Origin of the sequence: Methylomarinum sp. Ch1-1, from assembly GCF_030717995.2 — a bacterium.
Taxonomy (GTDB): domain Bacteria; phylum Pseudomonadota; class Gammaproteobacteria; order Methylococcales; family Methylomonadaceae; genus Methylomarinum; species Methylomarinum roseum.
The window spans coordinates 3,402,228-3,424,071 of sequence record NZ_CP157743.1; the positions used below are offsets into that span (position 1 = coordinate 3,402,228).

Here is a 21,844-nt window from a genome sequence, read left to right on the forward strand (position 1 = left end):
ACTATTCCATCAGATTGACTTTCACAGTAACGAGTCCGGCGGCTTTAACCGCCTTCTCCCTAGCCTTGCTGATATCTTCATCGGCGGCCAACGCAACGCCCATGCGTCTTTTGACGAAGGCCTCCGGCTTGGCGAATAATCTTATTTCCGTTTCCGGAATGGCCAAAGCCTGATCCAAGCCTTGATAAACGACCCCTCTGCCATCGACGCCGCCTAGGATAACGGCGCTGGCCCCCGGATTGCTGAGCCGCGAGGAGACCGGCAAACCCAAAATGGCCCGGACATGTAAATCGAATTCGCTCTGCCTCTGGGTGATCATTGTAACCATGCCGGTATCGTGCGGTCTGGGACTTACTTCACTAAACCAAACGCTATCGCCTTTGACAAACAGTTCGACGCCAAATAAACCCAAACCGCCAATTGCATCGGTGATCTTATTGGCGATTTCTTTCGCGGCCCTGCCGGCCTCGACTGACATCGCCTGCGGCTGCCAGCTTTCCCGGTAATCGCCTTGTTCTTGACGGTGACCGATCGGCTCGCAGAAATGGGTCACCACCTCGCCTTGACCGTTCATGGCTCTTACCGTCAACAGCGTGATCTCAAAATCAAAATCGACCTTGCCTTCGACGATCACCTTGCCGGTATCCGTCCTGCCGCCGGATTTGGCATATGCCCAGGCCTCTTCCAGCTGATCGGCCGATTCGACCATCGACTGACCTTTTCCCGATGATGACATCGTCGGTTTGATAAAACAGGGATAGCCGGTATGAGCCGCGGCGTCTTTCAATTCCGCAAACGATTCGGCAAATGCGTAACTGGACGTCGGAACGCCCACTTGCTCGGCCGCCAGCGTGCGTATGCCTTCACGGTTCATCGTCAATGCGATAGCCCTGGCGTTCGGCACCACGGTCGCCAGACCTTCGCTTTCGACTTCCTTCAAGGCCTCGGTCGACAACGCTTCGATCTCAGGAATAATATAGTCCGGTTTTTCCGCAATGATCAACTGTTTGACCGCCTCGGCGTCGGTCATATCTATCGCGTAACTGCGGTGCGCGACATGTTGGGCCGGCGCACCCTGATAGCGGTCGACCGCAATCACTTCGACGCCATAACGCTGCAATGCGATGGCGATCTCCTTGCCTAGCTCGCCGCTGCCCAATAACAATGCTTTCGTCGCGTTTTCCGTCAAGGCCGTCCCGAGTTTCATTTTGATCCTTCCAGATATTTGTCGATGTCTTCTTTGGAGAAACCGATCTTGCGGGCCACCCGGTCGGCATGACTGACGCGGGAAATGCCCTCGACCAACTTATAGGTCGGCTCTTCGTTGGCGAATTCAACCTGCTTTGCCAAACCGATGCCTTTATTGATGAACACATCGACCAATTGATGGTTATGGGTGATTAAGATGGTGTTATTGCCTTTGCGATAAAAGCCGTCCAACACATTGGTGGATGATTCCATTTTTTCTTCAAAAGTAGTGCCTTCGGACATTTCATCGAGCACCACCAGGCTTTTCGATGTCGTCGTAACGAAGATGTCCTTGGTCCTTTTCAGTTCGGTGCCGTACCGCCCTTCCCCATCATCCAGATGACTGATTTCCGGCGCCTGATAAAAAATGCGGTCGGCGACGCACAAGGTGGCTTTTTCGGCCGGCACATAACAGCCGATTTGCCCCAACACCTGGATTTGCGTGATGGTCTTGCAAAAAGCCGTTTTCCCTCCGCTGTTCGGGCCGGTGATGAACACCAGGTTGGCATGCGACAAATGAAAATCGTTGGCGACATAGTCCGGGTTGTTATGGCCCAGCACCGGATTCTTGGCGGCGGTCAGATCAATTTCATGGTTGTCGGTTTCAACCATCTCCGGCAAAACCATATCGCTGCCGTAATTTTCCGCATACTTGATGAACGACAACAGCTCATCGAGCTCTCCCAAAGCATCCAGCGCGATGCCCAACTCTTCCGAACCCCTGAATTCGTCCCGCAACGGAATAATGCAATTATCGCGATCATAGGAACCGACGACCGGAAAATAAATCAACAACATCGGTATAAAAAATATCGATGCCACCGGAATGGAACTCTTGCTGAAACTGAACAGGTCGGTCGGGAAAAATTCGGTAATCCCCCAGACCACGGCAAAAATGGCGGCGATCAACAGCGGTTTGAATATGCTGGGTTTGAAGATCGTCGCCGGAGTAAACGAGCCCTTGCGTTCTTCCTTGCTCTGAAAACCTTTTTCGGTATTGTAGACCGGTCCCAGCATCAGCGAATAGGTTCGGCTCTCGGCAAAGCTGCGGATTTTATCGAAGATCCCCTTTAAATAAGGACTCTGCGGAGACTCGGAGGCGTGGATATAACCCACCAGATCGAGCATGAAGCGTATGCCGCGTCGGTACTGTTTATAACCGTAGCCTTCGATCTGGTTCTCTTCCCTGGCGGTGCCTAATGAACCTAAGAACTCTCCGTACAAGAATATATATAATTTTTTTTCTTTATCGGCGCAATGCTGCACGATACGCTCGATGTTTTCCCTGACACCGGGGTTGTCGCGTATTTCTCTGACTGCCTCTTGCTTGGCGGCGATGGCTTCTCGGTCCGCTAGCGGCTGAGTCAAGGAACGATACAAGATCGATTGACCGACCGTCGTTTCGGCGTAGTTGACCGTATCAAACAATTCGTTAATTTCGATCGTATTGAAAGCGGCCTGATCGACGACTCCTTCGCCCAGAGGCAAGGGCTTGTTCGAACGGATGACCGGCCATTGTCCCTTCCAGCTTCTTAATACAATCTCTTTCATGTTAGTTCTTCTTTTTTCTATCCAGCAAACCAAATACCAGTACAGCGGCCACGACGATTCCGGACATCATGATATTCTCTTTAGATGCACCGAGTAGATACGCGATTCCACTGCCCAGCCCCATACCGACACCGGTAAACGCCAGGCTGCGCATGAAGCGACAAAATGGACAGCTGCGGTCAAAGCCTTTCATCGCAAACGCCTGGACAATAAATCAACCATCACTTTGACATGCTCATCGCTGTCATTCAACGCCGGAATATAGCGATAGGACTTGCCACCGGCTGCTAAAAATTCTTCCTTGTTGGCCAGGGCGATTTCCTCCAGGGTTTCCAAACAATCGACGGCAAAACCGGGACAGACGATATCGACCTCTTTACTGCCTTGCTGAGGCAAATCCTGCAATACTTCCAGACAATAAGGTTTCAACCATTCGGCCTTACCGAAACGCGATTGAAACACCAACTTCCACTGAGTGTCATGCAACCCCAGGCGCTCGGCGATCAATGCCGCCGTTTTTTGGCAGTGATGATAATAGGGATCGCCCAGATCGGTCAGTTTAGCCGGCAGGCCATGAAACGACATCAACAACAGATCATTTCTGCCGTGTTTATGCCAAAACGCCTTGATCGATTCGGCAACGGCGGCGATATAGGCCTGATGATCGTGATACTCGGCGATAAATTGCAGACTCGGAATATGGCGCCAGGGACGAACCACATCGTCGACCGCATCATAGACCGAGGCCGTCGTAGTCGAGGAATACTGCGGATAGAGCGGCAAAATGATGATCTCATCCAGCATTTGTGCCTTGAAGGCGTTCAATTTATCCGCCAACACCGGCTTTCCGTAACGCATCGCATAATCGACATGAATCTCGTCGGAATCGAGCGCAATGGCCAGCTTATCGCTTAATTGCCGGGTGTAATAAACCAACGGCGATCCTTTGTCGGTCCAGATCTCACGATAAGCTCGAGCGGATTTACGTGGTCGGAAAGGCAAGACAAAAAAATTGAGTATCACCCACCACAATGCGCGCGGCAGATTAACGACGCGAGGATCGCCGAGAAATTCGCGCAAAAAACGCCTAACCCTGGAAGTCGTCGGGGCATCGGGCGAACCCAAATTAACCAATAATACGCCAACTTTCTTGCCAGGGTTTTGCGCCATCGTTTAATTCCTGTTGATGAGGTTCAAAAATTCGGAACGTGTGCTGATTTCCTTACGGAATATACCGGTCATCACCGAAGTCGTCATCACCGAATTCTGTTTTTCCACGCCGCGCATCATCATACATAAATGCTTGGCTTCGATGACCACGGCGACGCCCTTAGCGTCAATCGCTGTTTCCACGGCGTCGGCGATCTGCTTGGTCAGTCTTTCCTGAATCTGCAGGCGTCTGCCATACATATCGACGATGCGAGCCAGTTTCGACAAACCCAACACCTTACCCCGGGGCAGATAACCGATATGGCATTTTCCAATGAAAGGCAACAAATGATGTTCGCACAGTGAATATAGCTCAATATCCTTGACGATAACCATATCCTCGGTGTCGGCCTCAAATATCGCGTTATTGAGAACTTCGTCCAGGCTCTTCTCATAGCCGTTATTTAAGAATTTAAAGGCTTTCGCGGCCCGCGCCGGCGTATCGACCAGACCCTCACGCGTCACATCCTCGCCAACTGCCTCAATTATCTTGGAAAAATACTCTTCCATCACGTTTACTCTGTAAAAAAAATGACAATATAGTATACCGCATCACTGGGTAAATTTTAACGCTTGTAAAATCACATTTTCATCGGCGTCCGGCTTGTGCGCATTTTCACTGATATGGCGCCGCCAGCCCTTCGCGCCGGCAACGCCATGAAACAGCCCCAGGATGTGCCGGGAAATACTGTTCAACCTGACGCCTTCCGCGAGTTGTTGTTGAATATATGGTATCAGCGCCAATACAACCTGCTGTCGCGATTTAACGGCTTGCTCGTCGAAAAACAACGCGCCGTCCACTTGCGCCAATAAATAAGGATTGTGATAAATTTCTCGCCCCACCATCACCCCGTCGATCAGGCGCAAATGCTCATCGACCTGTTCCAGAGTCGTGATGCCGCCATTCAAAACGATTTCCAACTGCGGAAAATCCTGCTTCAGTCGATAAACCAGATCATAACGCAATGGCGGGACTTCCCGATTTTGCTTCGGCGACAAGCCCTGCAGCCAAGCCTTGCGGGCATGGACGATGAAGCTTCGGCAGCCGGTCGCGGCGATGACGGCAATAAAGTGCGTCAATTGTTGATAAGAATCCCGATCGTCGATGCCGATCCGCGATTTCACCGTGACCGGGATAGCGACACCCCGCTGCATCGCCGCGACGCATTCGGCGACCAATTCGGGCTGCGCCATCAGGCAAGCGCCGAACATGCCGTTTTGTACGCGATCACTGGGACAGCCGACGTTCAGGTTGATTTCGTCATAACCATAGTCCTCAACGATCCGCGCGCAAGTCGCCAGATCGGCAGGATTGCTTCCGCCCAATTGAAAGGCGACCGGATGCTCCTGATGATTAAATTGCAAAAAACGCTGGCGATCACCGTGAATGATCGCGCCGGTCGTCACCATTTCGCTATACAGCAGCGCATGCTTCGACATCAGCCGGTAAAAATAACGACAATGGCGGTCAGTCCAATCGAGCATGGGGGCGACACAAAATCTATGCGCGCTATCTTGACAGGACGATGACGCTACTGGCTTGGCTTCAGACATCATGGGACTTGTAAGTTCTGCGATATTTTTAGACATTTCTGATTATTCAATGCATTATTTGCTCAATGAATATGAACAAATAATGTGACCATCATCTACTACAAAATTAGGCAGGGTATCCTACAGAGCTCTGACCGGAATAAAAAGCAAAATCGAACAATTACTGCGCTGATTTAAAAGGCGATAATGTGGTGATGTGTCCGGAAAAGTATTGACACATCAGGTTTCGAAGTCGGCTACCGTCTATGCCGGGACTGCCTTTGTTCTACTTCACCTGTTCAAATCCCACACTGAAATACAACGTTGAACACAGTCGGTCAGGGCTCCCTCATTAAAAAATACCTTCTGAGCGGGGCGGGTTATTTAACCCACCCCGAACGTTTAACTTACTCTAGTCACGGTTGAATTGTTCAGGACCTCGTTGACCCGCATTTCGCATAGCGATGCGGACTACTTGCTTTTCGCGCCGAGGGCGGCGCTCCTACGCAAAGCACCGTCTTGCCTTCGGATGTGTCGAACACCGTGAAGCGCATCAAAACCGGATCAAGCGCAGCGGATCCGCCAACGTAGGGTGGCTTCGCGAAGCAAGCCGCCAAAAACCGCCACCGGAGGCAAAATTGGTCATTGTGATATCCAGGCGCATTGCCTAGCGGCGAATCACCCTACGGTTGCATACCAATATAGCCTTGCCTTCGGATGTGTCGAACAGCGTGAAGCGCATCGAAACAAGGTGCGCATCCTATCGTCAGCGCACCCTACCTCATCGTAGGGCGGCTTCGCGAAGCAAGCCGCCAAAACCCGCCACCGGAGGCAAAATTGGTCATTGTGATATCCAGGCGCATTGCCTGACGGTGAATCACCCTACGGTTGCATGCCAATATAGCCTTGCCTTCGGATGTGCTGAACTGCGTGAAGCGCATCAAAAACCGGTGCGCTTCCTATCATCAGCACACCCACATCCGTGAGATGGATCACGCACAGCGGATCCCCCTGGCGTATTTGTTGTTAAATTCTGTTTTGCCACTCATTCATTTAATGAGGTAGCCCTGATCAACCCACTCTTTCGGCTGACTACGATGGCCATCTGTTAATTTGGTCGGCGCACCGCAACGAGGTTGATCCGGCAAACTCGCCATCCCTTTCTTCACTTTATTTTGGCTAATCATCGGTCATTCAAATGAGCGTAGGCGGGCAGGGTTTGGATGCGAGTGTCTTCCAACGGCTCGCCGACGGTGAAATGGTAGAGACTTTGCAGGCTGTCGTCCTGAATTCCCAGAACACCATGAACGGCATCGTCGAAAAAACAGCCGATGCCGGTACCGCGCATTCCGGCGGCTTCGGCTTCAAGGTACAAGATTTGCCCTAACAACCCACATTCCCAAAACAAACGCCGATAATGCCAAGGTTCGGCGACGGTTTGGTTGAATTCCGCCAACATGGCTAAGCTAAAGGCACTGTTCGAGGCGATGGCTTGATGACAGGATAAGGTTTTCGCGGCTTGACGGACATCCCCTTGATACAGCAGAAACAAACCGGGAATACCGTTCGTTTCCTGCCAGATAAAATTCGAGCTAAAACTCGTTCGTAGCAGATCGATCCCTTTTGTCGACCGCGGCCAGCAATAAAGACCCGGCGGCAAGTCTTCCACTTTATGGATGAACAGACATAAATGCACGGCCGGCCGCCAGTTCCAGGCGTCGAATGGCGCCTGTCCGCTGGCCCGCAAGCATTCCAGAATCCGCCGAAAAGCCACTTGCCCCATCTCATCGGCCCGCGCATTAAAATGTTGCGCGCTGCGCCGTTGCCTGATCAGTCGGGTTGCCGAAATTGAACAGGCAGACGCCTCCTTGTCAATCGCCTGCCCACACCAATGTCTAACCTCTCCAGTTGTCTTGCGAGTAGATTGCGCGATCTCGTCGAGCACAGACCAATGATACATATGGTAGGATCCCAGCGATTGCGCCCTGCCCTGCCAAACCGACTGCGATATCGTGCTCATCAATCTATCTTTCTCACGTTCGCTATCGATCTCGGCGTCACTGTAACAAATCCGACAAAGCCAATCCGGACTTTCTCTTTCCTTGTCGATGAACTCTTCCGTTCTATCTATGCCCAGCAAAGCCGCAATTTCGCTATCCGTGTATTGCCCCAGCAGTTCAATACGCCAACCTAAAACGGACGCGGCGTAACTGAGCGCCGCCAAGGCATGGCCGGCATCCAACTGGCAATAGCGAAAGGCGCGCTCGCCGTATTTCCAGGCTTCCCGCCAATGGATGGAACTCAGCCCTAATAACAAAGTATGCGGAAATTCATTATTGCCAAACGCACAACGCCGTTCCAGCTTATGATCGTGACTGACATAATGATAAATACCAGGCTTCAATATTCCACTCACGCCATTGATTAGATAGGCTTCGGACGGATGTAAATTGCCGCTGGAGGGATTGCAGCGCAAGGCCCAGCGAGCCGGACCGTACTGTTTCCAGGCCGACAAGCCGAACGCCAGCTCCAACAACAGACCGAGGTTTTTCATGTTCAAGAGTGCAGGTGTGACGCCGGCCCGATCATGCAATGCGGACCAGCTCACTGCGAGTTCGCGCCCGGGTTTTGGCAGGTCTATGCTAGTACAGCCGTCGAAACGTCGAAACGGATCGGGCTGATCGTCCCAATCCAGGGTTTCCGGACCTCGGGCATAACGCTGGAAACTGTGTTTAGTACGCTGATGGTAATCGCTAACCGTTAACATATTTGCCTACTTTATGGCCAGATCGTCCGTCAGACAACCGATCGACCTGCCTAGTACAATAAACTTGAAATATATTGGATAATACAACGATTTGAAACCAATAAAATAATCCCTTGGCACGTCCACTCCTCCCACTGACATTGAGCTCTGAACAGCAGAGCATTTTGGAAACCATTGTTCGAAGTCGCGAAGCGCCACACAGTCTGGTGCAACGTGCTCAAATCGTGTTATTGGCCCACGTCGGCAACACCAATAAATCGATCGCTCAAAACCTGGGGCTCTGTGAAGAAACGGTCGGGTTTTGGCGAAAGCGTTGGTTAGGCGACAGTATTGAGTTGGAAAAATATGCCGACCAATCAAAAAAGTTGCGCGAGGCGATCAGTCACGTGTTGGCCGACAAACCACGCGCTGGCTGCCCCGGCGTCTTTACTGCGGAGCAGATTTGCCAGTTATTGGCGCTCGCTTGTGAAACGCCTCCCGAGCATCTCAGTCATTGGACGCAACCGGCACTCGTCCGAACCGCTATTGATAGGGGGATTGTAGACACCATTTCGCTCAGCAGTATCGGGCGTTTTTTAAAATCAGGGGGATTTGAAACCGCATCGCACTAAATATTGGCTCAACCACAAAGCCGAAGATGAAGCGACCTTTCGACAAGAAGTGAGAGACGTTTGCAAGCTCTACCATCAAGCTCAAGAGCTACACGAATCCGGTGTACATGTGATCAGTGTGGACGAGAAAACCGGTATTCAGGCGCTGGAACGGATTCATCCGGATCACCCGATGTCCAAAGGAAAACTGGAATTACACGAATTTGAGTACAAACGGCATGGCACACAAACCCTGATAGCCAATTTTGAAGTAGCGACCGGAAAAATCCTGTGTCCAACGTTGGGCGACACCCGAACAGAAAACGATTTTGTGGCCCATATCCAGGCGACCGTCGCTACTGACCCCACGGCAAAATGGGTATTTATTGCCGACCAACTGAATACGCATAAATCCGCTTCATTGGTGAAATGTGTGGCAGAACTCTGCGGCATCGAAGCCCCGCTGGGCGAGAAAGGACAATCCGGCATTTTAGAGAACATGGCGTCGCGCGCGGACTTTTTACAATGCACCGAGCACCGTATCCGTTTTGTTTATACACCAAAACATTGTTCATGGCTGAACCAAGTCGAGATTTGGTTCGGCATTTTAAGCCGTCGCTTACTCAAACGCGGAAGTTTCCCTTCGATTAAGGCTCTGAATCAAAGAATTCAGGCGTTCATTGCATTTTTTAATGAAACATTGGCAAAACCGTTTCGATGGACCTATATTGGTAAGCCTCTACTTGTCTAAATTATCGAAGGTATTTCAGAAGGCGAGTACTAGATTCAATTGTTTGTCTTCGAAGCGCACCAGAAACACGTTCTTTCCCGGTTCCTCTTCGATATAACCTCGCATCACGATGACGCCGCGCGCACCGGCTTCGGCCAGGATATCACCCAAATGATTGCCCGGCATCGAGCCATCATCGACTATATCATGCGCCGCATAAACCACATCACCCACTTCCAAATCTTCGACATTCATTATCTTCCCCTTTGTAGCAAACCTTACAAAAAATAACCGATTGTTGCCAAGATACCTCAGGTTATCTTAAGGAAATATTTTTTATCTTTAAAAAACATAAGCTTAAGAAAATTCCTGCAAATGGCATACAGGTTGCTAAATACATTTACAAAAACGATGCCAAGCAATCTTGCAGGAGAAAAATATGATCACACTCACCGAAAATGCGATAAACGCGGTCAGCCGCTTTATCGCCGGTTCAGAAAAACCTACGGCCGGTTTAAGAATCGAAGTGACCGACGGCGGCTGTTCCGGTTTCCAATACGGCCTGCGTCTGGATGAACAGCAAAGCGACGAAGACACCGTGATCGACTGCGGTGCTATCAAGGTGTTGGTCGATCAGACCAGCCTGCCGATGCTAGACGGCATGACGGTCGATTTCGTCGACAGCCTGGATGGTTCGGGCTTCAAATTCACCAATCCCAATGCCGTTAAAAGCTGCGCCTGCGGTACATCGTTCTCGACCAGCGATAACGGCGCAGCCAACAAAACCTGTTCATCATAAGATAGCGAGGAACCAGTTTAGATACTGAGAGATTATCGAAACCTCCCCTTTTTTGGGCTATTGACAACACTTTCCCATATAAGGGAAATACAGTCTTCGCTATAAATTAAAACTTTATAGCGCTAGGTAGCTGCGATACAATCGCGTCCTTTTGTCGCGCCTACCGCTATAAAGTATGGCTACACAATGAATCGAAGCAACAAGAGAACACAGTGAAACAAGCGGCGACACCGAATCTGCTCAGCAGTGGCAGAAAACACAACCATCTTGAATTGCTGGAACGCATCGATGCCAGCGGTTCAATCCGCGCCGCGGCCAATGCTCTGGGCATGAGTTACAAGGCGGCCTGGGATGCCGTTGAAAACATCAACAACCTCTCCGCCCAACCGCTGGTTGAGCGCCGGGTTGGCGGACGCAACGGTGGCGGCGCAGTATTGACGACACACGGCAGACGCTTGGTCGCGGCCTATCGCAGACTGGACAAGGAAAGGGAACGGGTTCTGGCCCATCTCAACCGGGTCATGGACGACTTCGACACCTACTATGAAATGATCAGGAGATTTGACATGAAAACCAGCGCTCGTAATCAATTCCTCGGGAAGATTATCAAGATCAAAGAAGGCGCCGTTAACGCCGAGGTCATACTCAATATCGGTGGCGGAGATGAACTGGTCGCCGGCATCACGCTCGACAGTCTCAAGCATCTGGAGCTGACCGAAGGCATGGAAGCCTATGCCTTGATTAAGTCGCAATGGGTCATTCTAAGCGCCGATAACGACCTGAAGACCAGCGCCCGCAACCGCCTGTGCGGCTCCGTCGCCCGTTGTCAGGAAGGCGCGGTCAACTCAGAAATCATCCTCGAACTACCCGGCGGCAAGCATCTGACCGCCATCGTCACCAATGACAGCTATCATGATCTCGGCCTCAAACCCGGCATGCGCGCCTGCGCCCTGATCAAGTCTTCCCATGTGATTCTTGCCGTCGCCTCTTAACCGTCTTTAACTCAACAAGGAGTCCATCAATGAAACGTTTACTCTCTTACTTTACACTGCTGATTTCTTTGGGCTACGGCGCCGGCGCCGGCGCCGAAATCGTCAATGTCGCCGTCGCGTCAAATTTCACCGCGCCGATGAAAGCGATCGCGGCGGAATTCGAACAAGACACCGGTCACACAACGCAACTCGCCTTTGGCTCGTCCGGTAAATTCTTTGCCCAGATTAAAAACGGCGCACCTTTTCAGATCTTCCTGTCCGCCGACGCCAAGAAACCGGAAATATTGGAACAAGAGGGCTTCGCCGTTGCCGGCAGCCGCTTCACCTATGCCTTCGGTTCGTTGGTGTTATGGTCAGCCCAACCCGATTTAGTCGATGCGGCTGGTGAAATTTTAAGCAAAGCGCCCTTCCGGCATTTAGCGCTGGCCAATCCGAAACTGGCGCCTTACGGGCTGGCGGCACAGGAAATACTGGAGAAACTGGGGCGCTGGTCCGCGCTGCAAGATAAACTGGTTATGGGCGAGAACATTGCCCAAACGCATCAATTTGTCACCACCGGAAACGCCGAACTGGGGTTCGTCGCGCTCTCCCAAATCATGCAAGACGGTAATCTCACCGGCGGGTCCAGCTGGATGATTCCATCGGAACTCTACAGCCCGATTCGTCAGGATGCCGCGCTGCTAGTGACTGGTCAAAATAATGCCGCGGCCACAGCTTTATTGGATTATCTTAAATCCGACAAGGCCGTGACGATCATCAAGGCCTACGGTTACCAACTATAACCCAGCGAGAAGAACGATGTTCAGCGACGCGAATTTGACCGCCATCCTACTGACCCTGAAGCTGGCCACGATAGTCACACTCGTGTTGCTATTGATCGGCACACCTATCGCCTGGTGGCTGGCCCGAACCCACTCGCGACTCAAAGGTCCTATCATGGCACTGGTTGCTCTGCCGATCGTGCTGCCTCCTTCGGTGCTCGGTTTCTATTTGTTGCTGGCGATGGGTCCGAACGGCCCGGTGGGACAATTCACTCAGACCTTGGGGCTAGGCACGCTACCGTTTACGTTCTCCGGCCTGGTCGTCGCCTCGGTGTTCTATTCGCTGCCCTTCGTCGTGCAACCCATACAGAATGCCTTCGAGGCGATCGGCGACAGCCCTCTGGAAACGGCCGCCACATTGCACGCAGGCCCCTGGGATCGCTTTTTCAGCGTCGTGCTGCCGTTGGCATGGCCGGGTTTCTTGACGGCGACCATCTTGGGTTTCGCCCATACGGTCGGCGAATTCGGCGTGGTATTGATGATAGGCGGCAACATTCCCGGTGTGACCCGCGTCATCTCGGTGCAAATCTACGACTTTGTCGAAGCCATGGAATATGGCGATGCGCACGCATTGTCGGCGCTGATGCTGGCGTTCTCCTTTCTGGTGCTGTTGGCGTTGTACGCCTTTAAACCGGGCAAGCTAAATCCCGGCTCATGAAGCAGACCCTCTGAGAATATTCACCACTTAGCATTTGCTAAGTGATTGGTAATAAGTATAGTTGTATAAATCATCATCCATGATAACTGGATTCCGGCAATCCATGCCGGAATGACGAAGCACCTAAGACCGTCTGACTTTTTTCTAGGCACTTAACAATACTGCATACGCCTTTATGGAAATGCATACAGGGGAGCTTTGCGCCCGGTATTTCGATACGACATTGTTGGATTGCCGTGTGACTCACCCGAGTGGCGACCATATTCTCGGGAAAATTTAAATGATAAACAAGGGCTACTATGAAACGGAAACTACGTTTATACACTGCCTTGGCATTATTGCTGAACGCCCCCCCCCTATCCGTGGCCGGGAACGCGATTCTTGGGCGAGCACCAAATTACGGGATACGACCGGACAATCGGGCAGCTATATCGGTCAACTGTTGGAAGCCAGGCTCAGATGGGAAGTGGCGCCTAAGCTAGTCAAGCTGGAAACCGGCTGGGCGCATCTGTTCAAGGGGGACTTCGCCAACAATACACCCGGCGCCCCCGAGGATAAAGGCGATGCGGATTATTTCTATGCCCAAAGCACCCTGACATTCTGATAGTTAAGAGGAAGCTTATGAAAAACGCTTGCGGGACGACATCCGGTGACGTAATTTACCCGAATAAAGACTCTGCTAACGAGACCAAACAAACAACCAGAAATGCTAATCCAACCATGACAACCCTAGATACCATCAAGGCTTGCCTGAAACTGGATTATTCTGGCTTTTCGCTGGACGTCGATCTTAATTTGCCCGGCAAGGGGGTCACCGCCCTATTCGGCCATTCGGGTTCCGGCAAGACCACGTTACTGCGCTGCATCGCAGGACTGGAAAGAGCCGTTGGCAGCCTGTCGGTCAACGGCTCAACCTGGCAGAACGACAAACTATTCCTGCCGACCCACAAGCGGCCGTTAGGTTATGTTTTTCAGGAAGCCAACCTGTTCCCGCATTTGAGCGTTCAAGGCAATTTACAATACGGCCTCAAACGGGCGATGAGCAACGGTCGTCAGTTTTCTCTGGAACAAGCGATCGATTTATTGGACATCGGGCATTTGTTACACCGTAAAACCACGCGGCTTTCCGGTGGCGAAAGACAACGGGTCGCCATCGCCCGCGCGTTGACGGTCAACCCCAGAGTTTTATTGATGGATGAACCGCTGGCCTCATTGGATCAACTGCGTAAACGCGAAATTCTGCCCTTTCTGCAGCGTCTGCGCGACGAACTGGACATTCCGATTCTATACGTCACCCATGCCAGCGATGAAGTCGCCAGACTGGCCGACCACGTGGTGATCCTATCGAAAGGCCAGGTCGTCGCCAGCGGCTCGCTGACCGAAACCCTGGCCAGAATCGATCTCCCGGTGCGCCCGGATGAAGACGCATCGGTCGTGCTGAAGGCGCGCATCGCCGAACAGGACCACCGCTGGGGTCTGGCGCGGGCCGAATTCGCGGGCGGCAGCCTCTGGCTGCGGGACATGGGCTTCGACATCGGCGAAACAGTCCGATTACAGATCATGGCCCGAGACGTCAGTCTGGCGCGGGAACAACCGACGACGCCCAGCAGCATCGTGAATCTGCTGCCGGCAACGATTGAAGAAATCGGCGCCGGCGAACATCCCGCCATCAAGCAAATTCGCCTATTGGCCGGAGAATCCCCCCTGCTCTGTCGATTGACCAGCCGCTCCGCCGATGCCTTAGGCCTGAAAATCGGCCAATCGGTCTGGGCGCAAATCAAATCGGCGGCTATTATTGAATAAACGACATCACGGGCTTCAAAACCAATGGGAAAACCAATGGGGTCAGACTCTGAGGTATCCCCACAAATTACGCTTTTTCCAGGGTGCTGAAATAACCAACTAAGAGAACTTGAGCGTGTTCCAATAAATTTTCCTGCAACTCAAATACCACATATTGACAGGCGATACGAGCAAGAAAAATGACCGAATAAGGTGAACGATCACGATTGCTGCAGACTTTGATTTGCCGTTCGATGGCAGTGCCTTTCAAGCCCGGAAACCAATGGGGTCAACCAATGGGGTCAGACTCGAACGGAAACCAATGGGGTCACGCGGAAACCAATGGAAACCAATGGGGTCAGACTCGAATGATACAAACCAATGGATAACCCATTAACCCCCCTGTGTCAATAAGCCAAAAAAAAATCTCTGCTGAAAAAAACAGCATTTCAAAAAGCCATCGGTCGCATCGAATTCGCACCCATTATTTCTCTTCTCAGATGTCGGTGTCCTTCCCACAAAACCTCGCGGCGTTGCAGTTGCCATTCGCTAGTTGTTAACGCCATAATACCAAAACGGGATTCTGGCGGTGATTTTCCAACAGAGGATTTTCACCTCATTAGTTCATGCCCATGCTGGGCGTACACAAAATGGGTCAAGCGCGAAGCGCAAAATCAGCACGCACCTTACCCATACCGTTAGGCATTTGAAATGGAGCATTTTGAGAACCAATCAGATAGGCTTTCTTCGGTTAAATTACCGGCAGCTAGATCCTCGATAATAACAACTGCTTCAGGTTCGTACGCATTGAAGGAATATCCATTTATCTCTAAAAACATCGCAGCAATAGTTAAAGCAATTCGTTTATTGCCATCTATGAAAGGGTGATTATTGGCTAATCCGTAGCAATATGAAGCAGCGAGATCAAAAATTGAAGGATTATTGGTATATTCAAATCGTTGTCGAGGCCGGTTCAACGCTGATTCAAGAAGGGCTGCATCTCGGGAACCAATGGGGTCAGACTCGAATGATACACGGGAACCAATGGGGTCAGACTCGAATGATACAAACCAATGGATAACCCATTAACCCCCTGTGTCAATAAGCCAAAAAAAATCTCTGCTGAAAAAAACAGCATTTCAAAAAGCCATCGGTCGCATCGAATTCGCACCCATTATTTCTCTTCTCAGATGTCGGTGTCCTTCCCACAAAATCAATCGAGTCTGACCTATTAGTTCTCTATTAGTTCTCCTATTAGTTCTCGAGTCTGACCCTATTGGTTCTGCTTTTCAGCACCCTGGAAAAAGCGTAATTTGTGGGGATACCTCAGAGTCTGACCCTATTAGTTCTCCTATTAGTTCTCGAGTCTGACCCTATTGGTTCTGATGAAAAATCAATCGAGTCTGACCCTATTGTCTCTCTATTGTCTCTTTGGTCAAAGAACGCCACCTTGCAAACCAATGGGGTCGGTCTCGGTATCAAAGGAGGTCAGACTCGATTGATTCATTTTTACTGATCGAGGAGTTCTATATGAGCGATCAAATCGCTGATCCAGGTTGCTAGGAAATGACTGAACCGGCAAAACTCTGGCGTTAACCCCAGCCCTGGAAACCCTCAGTAACCGCGAGCTTAGCTGTTTTGACTTTTCGATGAAAAATTAATCGAGTCTGACCCTATTGGTTCTCGATGAAAAATCAATCGAGTCTGACCCTATTGGTTCTATAAATATTTGATTTTTATAGAATATAAACAACTTCGTTTTGTAGCAAATGCTACAAAATCTAATTTTAATGAGTAAGAAACCGACAATTGACAGGGCAGTCAAAATGGTTGTTAATTTAATGGCAAGGTAACTATTCAGTATTTTTCAGGGCTTAGGGAGCAGGCCATTGATAAAAATACGCTGAATAATTACATGGCAAGAACCTTATAGAAATAACCTAAAGCAACGCGCCATGAATCCAAGAATGCTGGAAAAAATCAAATTGGAACACGAGGCCGCACGATTGTTCATGCGGCTTTATGAGCAGCGCTTTGGGATTGAGATGCGTCATATCTGGCACAACGAACCGAAAAAACCGGACGTGTCCTGCTATCTCGATGGCGAACGTCTGGACCTTGAAATTGCGCATTTCTATGGAAGCGAGGAAGAAGCCCAACTGATTCAGGGTAGAGAAGTCACGATTCGGAAACTGGAGACCTTGCACCGTTTGATTAATGTCCCGGTCGATCACAGGCTTCTGAATGCATTGAATACGATTTTAGCCAACAAGGCAGAGAAGTCTTATCACAGCGAGCGGGTATGGTTGGTGCTGCAAAATGCCAACCCGCTTTGGAGCCGTTCGGATTTGGAAGCCAATCTTCATCAAGTGACGCTTCCGGGGGCCCATCCGTTCGAAGAAATCTGGTTCGTCGGTGATATGGAAAGAAGCTCCGACATTTTGCGGCTTTTTCCTTGAGCAAAAACACGATGGACCCTATCTGTGAGCGTTCATGATTTTTAACGTTATAATCCAGTCCTCCAGGCCTTAATACCACCGTTAATCAGGAGAATATATGAGCAATCTGTTTGATTCGATCAGAATTGGAGACATCGACTGTCCAAATCGGATAATCATGGCGCCCCTAACTCGTTGCCGAGCGAGTACCGGACGAGTGCCAAATGACTTAATGGCCGAATATTACGCCCAACGCGCCGATGCCGGATTGATTTTGACAGAAGCGACCTGTGTTTCACCGCAGGGCGTCGGTTACCCTGATACACCGGGCATTTGGACGGATCAACAAACCGAAGGTTGGCGCAAGGTTACCAAGGCCGTCCATGCCAAAGGCGGACGCATTTTTCTGCAACTGTGGCATGTCGGTCGGATTTCCGACCCTTATTTCCTCAACGGCGAATTACCGGTTGCCCCTAGCGCCATTGCCCCAACCGGACATGTCAGTCTGTTGCGTCCGCAACGCGAATTTGTCACGCCGCGGGCCTTGAAGATTGAAGAAATCCCCGACATCGTCGATAGCTACCGACAAGGAGCCGAAAATGCCAAAAAAGCGGGTTTTGACGGCGTGGAAATTCATGGCGCCAATGGATATTTGCTCGATCAATTCCTGCAGGACAGCAGTAATCAGCGGAACGATGCCTATGGCGGTTCGGTCGAAAATCGCGCCCGTCTGCTGTTGGAAGTCACCGACGCCGCGATTTCGGTTTGGGGGGCCGGTCGTGTCGGTGTACATCTAGCGCCGCGGGGAGATATGCATTCCATTGGCGATTCAAATTCCTTGCAGACCTTCGGCTACGTAGCCGAACAGCTGGGTCGACGCCAAATCGCCTTTATTTTCACCCGCGAATCGCTGGGAGATGACCGGATCAGTCCAGCATTGAAGAAACGCTTCGGCGGCGTACTGATTGCCAATGAGGGTTTCAATCACGATACCGCCCAACAGGAAATTGCTGCCGGTGATGCCGACGCCGTGGCCTTCGGCAAGGACTACATCGCCAATCCGGATTTAGTACGGCGACTGCAATTGAATACCGCTTTGAATCCTTATGATCCTGATACCTTTTATGGTTACGGCCTCTCTAATCCCGAAGTGGGTTATACGGATTATCCTCGACTGTAAGCATAAACGCATGGCTCAGGCAAATAACCATAAAAATATTATAGTTTTTGAGGCGATTCGACTATCGTCTCGCTCCTTTTGTCCGCCAAACAACAGCATGGAAATTCTAAACCTATTGATGGATAAGGGTTCTGGCATTGGCCCAATATATGCGCGCTATTAAGGTCACCCTTTCTTAAAACTTTTCATAGGTGATCCACAATGCTTGAAGTCATGTTAATTTTTCTAGTTATGCTTTCAATTGCGACGACTACTTTTCTGCCTTTGGGCTATTCGATATTGTCCGCTGATGAAACCAGGGCCGAAAACAACCGTCATATCAGTTTATTTGAACAGAGGGAGACGACTCCCCTATCAGCCATACCGGAGGATTCCACACTGCGACATCATTTTGTGACGCAACTGCGCGCCGAAATTATCGACAGCCACCCGAATCGTCCTGCTGATTCGACGTTGTTCAGACATTATGATGCGTTGATTAACGCCGAACTGGAGGATCCAATCATCCGCTTAACCTCAACCAAAGGTCAAAACTGCCCTATTCCTTTGCGTCGAATCCGTTTTATCCGGCAGGAAGATCAAAAGGACATCATCCTGATTAGCAATGATCTCGACAGCCCGGCGCAAGAACTCATGGATCTCTACAAACAACGCTGGCAGATCGAGCTGTTTTTCGAATGGGTGAAGCAAAACCTCAAGATCAAATGCTTCTTCGCCGCCACCGTACATGCCGTGCAGCTTCAGGTGCTGATTGCGATATGATTGCTTATCTACTACTCAAGCTGTATTCGGATAGCAAAGAGGGCGTGGGTTGTGTTTGGCGAGGATGTCGGCGGCAAGGATTCCGCCGTCAAGCCCCAAGGATGGGTTTACCCAGCACCTAAATCCCATGGCTACAGGGCTATATTTTACATTCCAGGATAATTTAGGTGCTGGGTGAACGGGGCGTTCCTCGACAAACACACCCCCAGACACTAAACACCACTAAAACGCTCAAGCTGAGAATTTCTGCAATCAAAGGGCGAGGAGCCCACTGACAGGCCAACGAGACATGAAGATGATATCGACTCGCTTCGGAAGACAGACTAAGCACGCACCAATCCGCCTGCTATTGCTTCAGTGTCTTATCAACCTTATGCCATTGGCCGTTTTGTCATGAACCACTCATACCAGTTCACCATTTTTATAATCGCTCATCGCCTGTTCCACCTCTGCACGAGTATTCATGACAAATGGACCATACTGAGCCACCGGCTCCCGTAGTGGACGTCCAGCCAACAGCAGGAATGCCGCAGGCTGCTCTGCAGTCCGTATTTCTATGCTATCGCCGGTGGAGAGTATGCCGGCCGATTGTGGCTTCAACCGACGCATTTGTCCCAATGACCCGATTTCAATTTGACCTTCGTAGGGGTAAACAAAGGCATTGCGTTCTGAAGCAATCGCATGTTTAAACTGTCCACCCGCTGGCAGTCGCACATCCAGGAACAAGGGTTCGGTACTAATCCCTTGAATCGGGCCCATGATGGTTTTACCATCGATTTCAGCACTGCCGGCAATCACCTTAACTTCGCCGCCGTCAGGCAGCCTTAGCTGAGGAATTTCCTCTGGCTGGATGTCCTGATAGCTGGCGGGTTTCATTTTCTCCTTTGCCGACAGATTGATCCAAAGTTGAAACCCTCGCATGCGGCCGCTTTCCTGTTGCGGCATTTCAGAATGAATAATGCCGCGTCCAGCCGTCATCCATTGCGCACCGCCACTTTTCAAATCACCTTGGTGGCCTAGATGGTCTTCATGCAACATGTGGCCATCAAGCATGTAGGTGACGGTCTCGAAACCCCGATGCGGATGACTGGGAAAGCCGGCAATGTAGTCATCGGCATTGACTGAAGAAAATTCATCCAGCATCAAAAAAGGATCGAGGCGCAAACTTTGGCTTTGTCCCAGGCTACGACGCAGCTTGACGCCGCCGCCATCGGACGTGGCGATGGATGGAATGACCTGTTGTAGTGTGCGTATGCTCATGACTTGCTCCTGTTACTGGCGCGGCAACTGGACAGCCTGTTGCCATTATTAGTTATATGACCGCCGACGAGGTCTCGCGATGCTGAGACTCATTCCTTGACGGCTTCGACCGGTATCGTGATGGTGACTTCATCACTCACATGCGGCGCGTATTTGCCCATGTTGAAGTCGCTGCGTTTAATTACCGCCGTGGCGTTAGCGCCGCAAGCGTCTTTTTTCAGCATAGGGTGTGGCATGCACTGGAAGGATGTCACCGTCAGCGAACGGGTTTGCTGATGCCTTTCAGCGTCAGCGTGCCATCAACCGAGACCAGGTTTTCTCCTTCGAATTTTAAGTTTTTCGAGATGAAGGTCATGGTCCGATAGTTGGCGGTATCTAGAAAATCTTCACCCTGTATTTGTTCATCGAACAATGAATAACCGGTATCAACAGACCCGGTATCGACCGTGACGTCCACGGAACCGGTTTGGGCCTGGCGATCGAGGACGATTTTGCCTGAGGTTTTATTGAACCGGCTCAGTTGAGTGGAGTAACCAAAATGGCTGTAGGAAAAACGCGGTAAGGTATGGGAACCGTCGATGACGAAGGTTTCGGGAGCCGCCGTCGCCGCGCTGGTAAATAATGCAGCCAATGATAATATTGCGGTATGTTTCATGATAAAGCTCCTGTGCTTGGGTGGGTTGAATAACAAAAAGGTTATTTTTCGGCGTCATCCAGAAAGCGCCGTTGCGTGCAATGGTGTTTTTTTGCGGATTCTCTGACGACCAAGCGATAAACATGCTCTTGCAATTGACTCAATCCGCGATCCTTAAATTTCACTTCCCTTTTCAGAATCTGTTCGCTCACCAGCAATTCGATATCGCACCAATCGTGAAAAAGTTTCTCAACTTCATCGTGTGGAACACTGAAGGGAGGACCTGACATTTCCTGCTGAAGATAGTCAAAAGTCTCCAGTAAAATTTTTACGTTAGGTTCCAGCAATGTGGCCATATGCGCAGCATAATCCAGGCGCATCTTGGCTGGGAGCGCCACCAAAGCAGCGCGGTCATAAACGGCGTCGATCCTGCCAATATCAACTGAGCGCAAAGTAAAAAAATCGCCACAGAATATTGCCAGTTCGTCTATTTCATAGGCTATGAATTCGCCTTGTTGGCGAAGTGTTGGCTGCAAATCGTTTTCCGAGAAAAAAGCGGCCACTGCCAGCGGACTCAGTTCGATACCTACAACCCGATAGCCTTGGTCGAGCAGCCATAGCATGTCGCTACTTTTACCGCACATAGGGACTAACACCCGGCTATTCGGCACAACTTCAAGTTTTGACCATTGCTGTCGCAGATGGAGATTAATGTCTCCTTGATGAAAACCAATTTGGTTTTGTTGCCAACGCTGATGCCAAAATTCATGTTCCATAAAAGCTCCAGTTATAAACTGGTTGTATAAACCTTGAAAAGAATGTTGCCTATGACTCAAGCAGCAAGTTCGATAAGCCCCTGTCTGTCTTTGACCGTTGTTCAGGGTTTCTGT

The 21,844-nt window shown here is 50.6% G+C and carries 23 protein-coding genes and 1 pseudogene; 11 read left to right on the forward strand and 13 right to left on the reverse strand.

The features are described from left to right. Position 1: 1 nt before the first annotated feature. The 7 genes from purT to Q9L42_RS15595 form a co-directional block, all read right to left on the reverse strand. Positions 2-1,207 carry a formate-dependent phosphoribosylglycinamide formyltransferase gene (purT, locus tag Q9L42_RS15565; protein WP_305907485.1) on the reverse strand — a complete coding sequence of 402 codons (1,206 nt, stop codon included), beginning with the start codon at positions 1,205-1,207 and terminating at the stop codon, positions 2-4. Beyond that, positions 1,204-2,799, reverse strand: coding sequence for a MutS-related protein (locus tag Q9L42_RS15570; protein ID WP_349431371.1), 1,596 nt, complete (start codon positions 2,797-2,799; stop codon positions 1,204-1,206). Before Q9L42_RS15570 ends, purT begins: the two co-directional genes overlap by 4 nt. Position 2,800: 1 nt before the next feature. Then, complete coding sequence (locus tag Q9L42_RS15575) at positions 2,801-2,992, reverse strand: hypothetical protein (protein WP_305907484.1); 192 nt, start codon at positions 2,990-2,992, stop codon at positions 2,801-2,803. Then, positions 2,989-3,969, reverse strand: a complete 981-nt coding sequence (gene hemH / locus Q9L42_RS15580; RefSeq protein WP_305907483.1) for a ferrochelatase — start codon at positions 3,967-3,969, stop codon at positions 2,989-2,991. The genes Q9L42_RS15575 and hemH overlap by 4 nt, the downstream gene beginning before the upstream one ends. A 3-nt stretch (positions 3,970-3,972) precedes the next feature. Next, entirely contained in the window at positions 3,973-4,518 is a 546-nt protein-coding gene (gene folE, locus Q9L42_RS15585) for a GTP cyclohydrolase I FolE (RefSeq protein ID WP_305910177.1), read from the reverse strand. 42 nt (positions 4,519-4,560) lie between these two features. Beyond that, a complete protein-coding gene (gene dusA, locus Q9L42_RS15590; RefSeq protein ID WP_305910176.1) occupies positions 4,561-5,562 on the reverse strand; it encodes a tRNA dihydrouridine(20/20a) synthase DusA in 1,002 nt (333 codons plus the stop codon). 1,162 nt (positions 5,563-6,724) lie between these two features. Continuing rightward, positions 6,725-8,308: a nitroreductase family protein gene (locus tag Q9L42_RS15595; protein ID WP_305907480.1), complete on the reverse strand. Its 1,584-nt coding sequence runs from the start codon at positions 8,306-8,308 to the stop codon at positions 6,725-6,727. A 113-nt stretch (positions 8,309-8,421) separates the two neighbouring features. Between Q9L42_RS15595 and Q9L42_RS15600 the strand changes: the two genes are divergently transcribed. Beyond that, the gene (locus Q9L42_RS15600) at positions 8,422-8,919 is read left to right on the forward strand and encodes a helix-turn-helix domain-containing protein (RefSeq protein WP_349431252.1); all 498 of its coding nucleotides are present in this window, start codon (positions 8,422-8,424) and stop codon (positions 8,917-8,919) included. Beyond that, a complete protein-coding gene (locus Q9L42_RS15605) occupies positions 8,900-9,649 on the forward strand; it encodes a transposase (protein WP_305906955.1) in 750 nt (249 codons plus the stop codon). The genes Q9L42_RS15600 and Q9L42_RS15605 overlap by 20 nt, the downstream gene beginning before the upstream one ends. 15 nt (positions 9,650-9,664) lie before the next feature. Here Q9L42_RS15605 and Q9L42_RS15610 read toward each other — a convergent pair whose 3' ends face one another. Then, entirely contained in the window at positions 9,665-9,883 is a 219-nt protein-coding gene (locus Q9L42_RS15610; RefSeq protein WP_305907479.1) for a nitrogen fixation protein NifZ, read from the reverse strand. Between the two features lie 184 nt (positions 9,884-10,067). Between Q9L42_RS15610 and Q9L42_RS15615 the strand changes: the two genes are divergently transcribed. The 6 genes from Q9L42_RS15615 (at position 10,068) to modC (ending at position 14,701) form a co-directional block, all read left to right on the forward strand. Beyond that, positions 10,068-10,427 carry a HesB/IscA family protein gene (locus Q9L42_RS15615; RefSeq protein ID WP_305907478.1) on the forward strand — a complete coding sequence of 120 codons (360 nt, stop codon included), beginning with the start codon at positions 10,068-10,070 and terminating at the stop codon, positions 10,425-10,427. Positions 10,428-10,639: 212 nt separating this feature from the next. Beyond that, on the forward strand, positions 10,640-11,419 hold the full coding sequence (locus tag Q9L42_RS15620) for a TOBE domain-containing protein (RefSeq protein WP_305907477.1): 780 nt from the start codon (positions 10,640-10,642) through the stop codon (positions 11,417-11,419). A gap of 29 nt (positions 11,420-11,448) precedes the next feature. After that, on the forward strand, positions 11,449-12,201 hold the full coding sequence (gene modA, locus Q9L42_RS15625; RefSeq protein ID WP_305907476.1) for a molybdate ABC transporter substrate-binding protein: 753 nt from the start codon (positions 11,449-11,451) through the stop codon (positions 12,199-12,201). 16 nt (positions 12,202-12,217) lie between these two features. After that, positions 12,218-12,898 carry a molybdate ABC transporter permease subunit gene (gene modB / locus Q9L42_RS15630; RefSeq protein ID WP_305907475.1) on the forward strand — a complete coding sequence of 227 codons (681 nt, stop codon included), beginning with the start codon at positions 12,218-12,220 and terminating at the stop codon, positions 12,896-12,898. 280 nt (positions 12,899-13,178) lie between these two features. After that, a complete protein-coding gene (locus tag Q9L42_RS15635; RefSeq protein WP_349431372.1) occupies positions 13,179-13,502 on the forward strand; it encodes a hypothetical protein in 324 nt (107 codons plus the stop codon). Positions 13,503-13,618: 116 nt separating this feature from the next. Beyond that, positions 13,619-14,701, forward strand: coding sequence for a molybdenum ABC transporter ATP-binding protein (gene modC, locus Q9L42_RS15640; protein ID WP_349431373.1), 1,083 nt, complete (start codon positions 13,619-13,621; stop codon positions 14,699-14,701). 67 nt (positions 14,702-14,768) lie between these two features. Here modC and Q9L42_RS15645 read toward each other — a convergent pair whose 3' ends face one another. Both Q9L42_RS15645 and Q9L42_RS15650 read right to left on the reverse strand, forming a co-directional pair. Next, positions 14,769-14,951, reverse strand: a complete 183-nt coding sequence (locus Q9L42_RS15645; RefSeq protein WP_305907473.1) for a hypothetical protein — start codon at positions 14,949-14,951, stop codon at positions 14,769-14,771. Between the two features lie 427 nt (positions 14,952-15,378). Beyond that, on the reverse strand, positions 15,379-15,759 hold the full coding sequence (locus tag Q9L42_RS15650; RefSeq protein WP_349432762.1) for a type II toxin-antitoxin system death-on-curing family toxin: 381 nt from the start codon (positions 15,757-15,759) through the stop codon (positions 15,379-15,381). Between the two features lie 876 nt (positions 15,760-16,635). Between Q9L42_RS15650 and Q9L42_RS15655 the strand changes: the two genes are divergently transcribed. The 3 genes from Q9L42_RS15655 (at position 16,636) to Q9L42_RS15665 (ending at position 19,060) form a co-directional block, all read left to right on the forward strand. Then, positions 16,636-17,139, forward strand: coding sequence for a hypothetical protein (locus Q9L42_RS15655; RefSeq protein ID WP_305907472.1), 504 nt, complete (start codon positions 16,636-16,638; stop codon positions 17,137-17,139). A 97-nt stretch (positions 17,140-17,236) separates the two neighbouring features. Continuing rightward, a complete protein-coding gene (locus Q9L42_RS15660; RefSeq protein ID WP_349431374.1) occupies positions 17,237-18,298 on the forward strand; it encodes an alkene reductase in 1,062 nt (353 codons plus the stop codon). A gap of 231 nt (positions 18,299-18,529) precedes the next feature. Next, entirely contained in the window at positions 18,530-19,060 is a 531-nt protein-coding gene (locus Q9L42_RS15665; protein WP_432648850.1) for a transposase, read from the forward strand. A gap of 402 nt (positions 19,061-19,462) precedes the next feature. On the opposite strand, the gene Q9L42_RS15670 is transcribed toward Q9L42_RS15665, so the two are convergent. The 3 genes and pseudogenes from Q9L42_RS15670 to Q9L42_RS15680 form a co-directional block, all read right to left on the reverse strand. Next, the gene (locus tag Q9L42_RS15670; RefSeq protein WP_305907470.1) at positions 19,463-20,320 is read right to left on the reverse strand and encodes a pirin family protein; all 858 of its coding nucleotides are present in this window, start codon (positions 20,318-20,320) and stop codon (positions 19,463-19,465) included. Positions 20,321-20,409: 89 nt separating this feature from the next. Further along, a pseudogene (locus tag Q9L42_RS15675) lies at positions 20,410-20,975 on the reverse strand (YceI family protein). A 41-nt stretch (positions 20,976-21,016) separates the two neighbouring features. After that, positions 21,017-21,790, reverse strand: a complete 774-nt coding sequence (locus Q9L42_RS15680) for a thiopurine S-methyltransferase (RefSeq protein ID WP_305907467.1) — start codon at positions 21,788-21,790, stop codon at positions 21,017-21,019. Between the last annotated feature and the right edge of the window lie 54 nt (positions 21,791-21,844).

Bases quoted from the DNA above. Each gene is read 5' to 3' on its own strand.
- modB (WP_305907475.1), top strand. From the start codon at position 12,218: ATGTTCAGCGACGCGAATTTGACCGCCATCCTACTGACCCTGAAGCTG.
- Q9L42_RS15595 (WP_305907480.1), bottom strand. From the start codon at position 8,308: ATGTTAACGGTTAGCGATTACCATCAGCGTACTAAACACAGTTTCCAG.
- hemH (WP_305907483.1), bottom strand. From the start codon at position 3,969: ATGGCGCAAAACCCTGGCAAGAAAGTTGGCGTATTATTGGTTAATTTG.
- Q9L42_RS15670 (WP_305907470.1), bottom strand. From the start codon at position 20,320: ATGAGCATACGCACACTACAACAGGTCATTCCATCCATCGCCACGTCC.
- Q9L42_RS15655 (WP_305907472.1), top strand. From the start codon at position 16,636: ATGAATCCAAGAATGCTGGAAAAAATCAAATTGGAACACGAGGCCGCA.
- Q9L42_RS15665 (WP_432648850.1), top strand. From the start codon at position 18,530: ATGCTTTCAATTGCGACGACTACTTTTCTGCCTTTGGGCTATTCGATA.
- Q9L42_RS15575 (WP_305907484.1), bottom strand. From the start codon at position 2,992: ATGAAAGGCTTTGACCGCAGCTGTCCATTTTGTCGCTTCATGCGCAGC.
- modC (WP_349431373.1), top strand. From the start codon at position 13,619: ATGACAACCCTAGATACCATCAAGGCTTGCCTGAAACTGGATTATTCT.
- Q9L42_RS15610 (WP_305907479.1), bottom strand. From the start codon at position 9,883: ATGAATGTCGAAGATTTGGAAGTGGGTGATGTGGTTTATGCGGCGCAT.
- Q9L42_RS15635 (WP_349431372.1), top strand. From the start codon at position 13,179: ATGATAAACAAGGGCTACTATGAAACGGAAACTACGTTTATACACTGC.
- purT (WP_305907485.1), bottom strand. From the start codon at position 1,207: ATGAAACTCGGGACGGCCTTGACGGAAAACGCGACGAAAGCATTGTTA.
- Q9L42_RS15615 (WP_305907478.1), top strand. From the start codon at position 10,068: ATGATCACACTCACCGAAAATGCGATAAACGCGGTCAGCCGCTTTATC.
- Q9L42_RS15570 (WP_349431371.1), bottom strand. From the start codon at position 2,799: ATGAAAGAGATTGTATTAAGAAGCTGGAAGGGACAATGGCCGGTCATC.
- dusA (WP_305910176.1), bottom strand. From the start codon at position 5,562: ATGTCTGAAGCCAAGCCAGTAGCGTCATCGTCCTGTCAAGATAGCGCG.
- modA (WP_305907476.1), top strand. From the start codon at position 11,449: ATGAAACGTTTACTCTCTTACTTTACACTGCTGATTTCTTTGGGCTAC.
- folE (WP_305910177.1), bottom strand. From the start codon at position 4,518: ATGGAAGAGTATTTTTCCAAGATAATTGAGGCAGTTGGCGAGGATGTG.
- Q9L42_RS15660 (WP_349431374.1), top strand. From the start codon at position 17,237: ATGAGCAATCTGTTTGATTCGATCAGAATTGGAGACATCGACTGTCCA.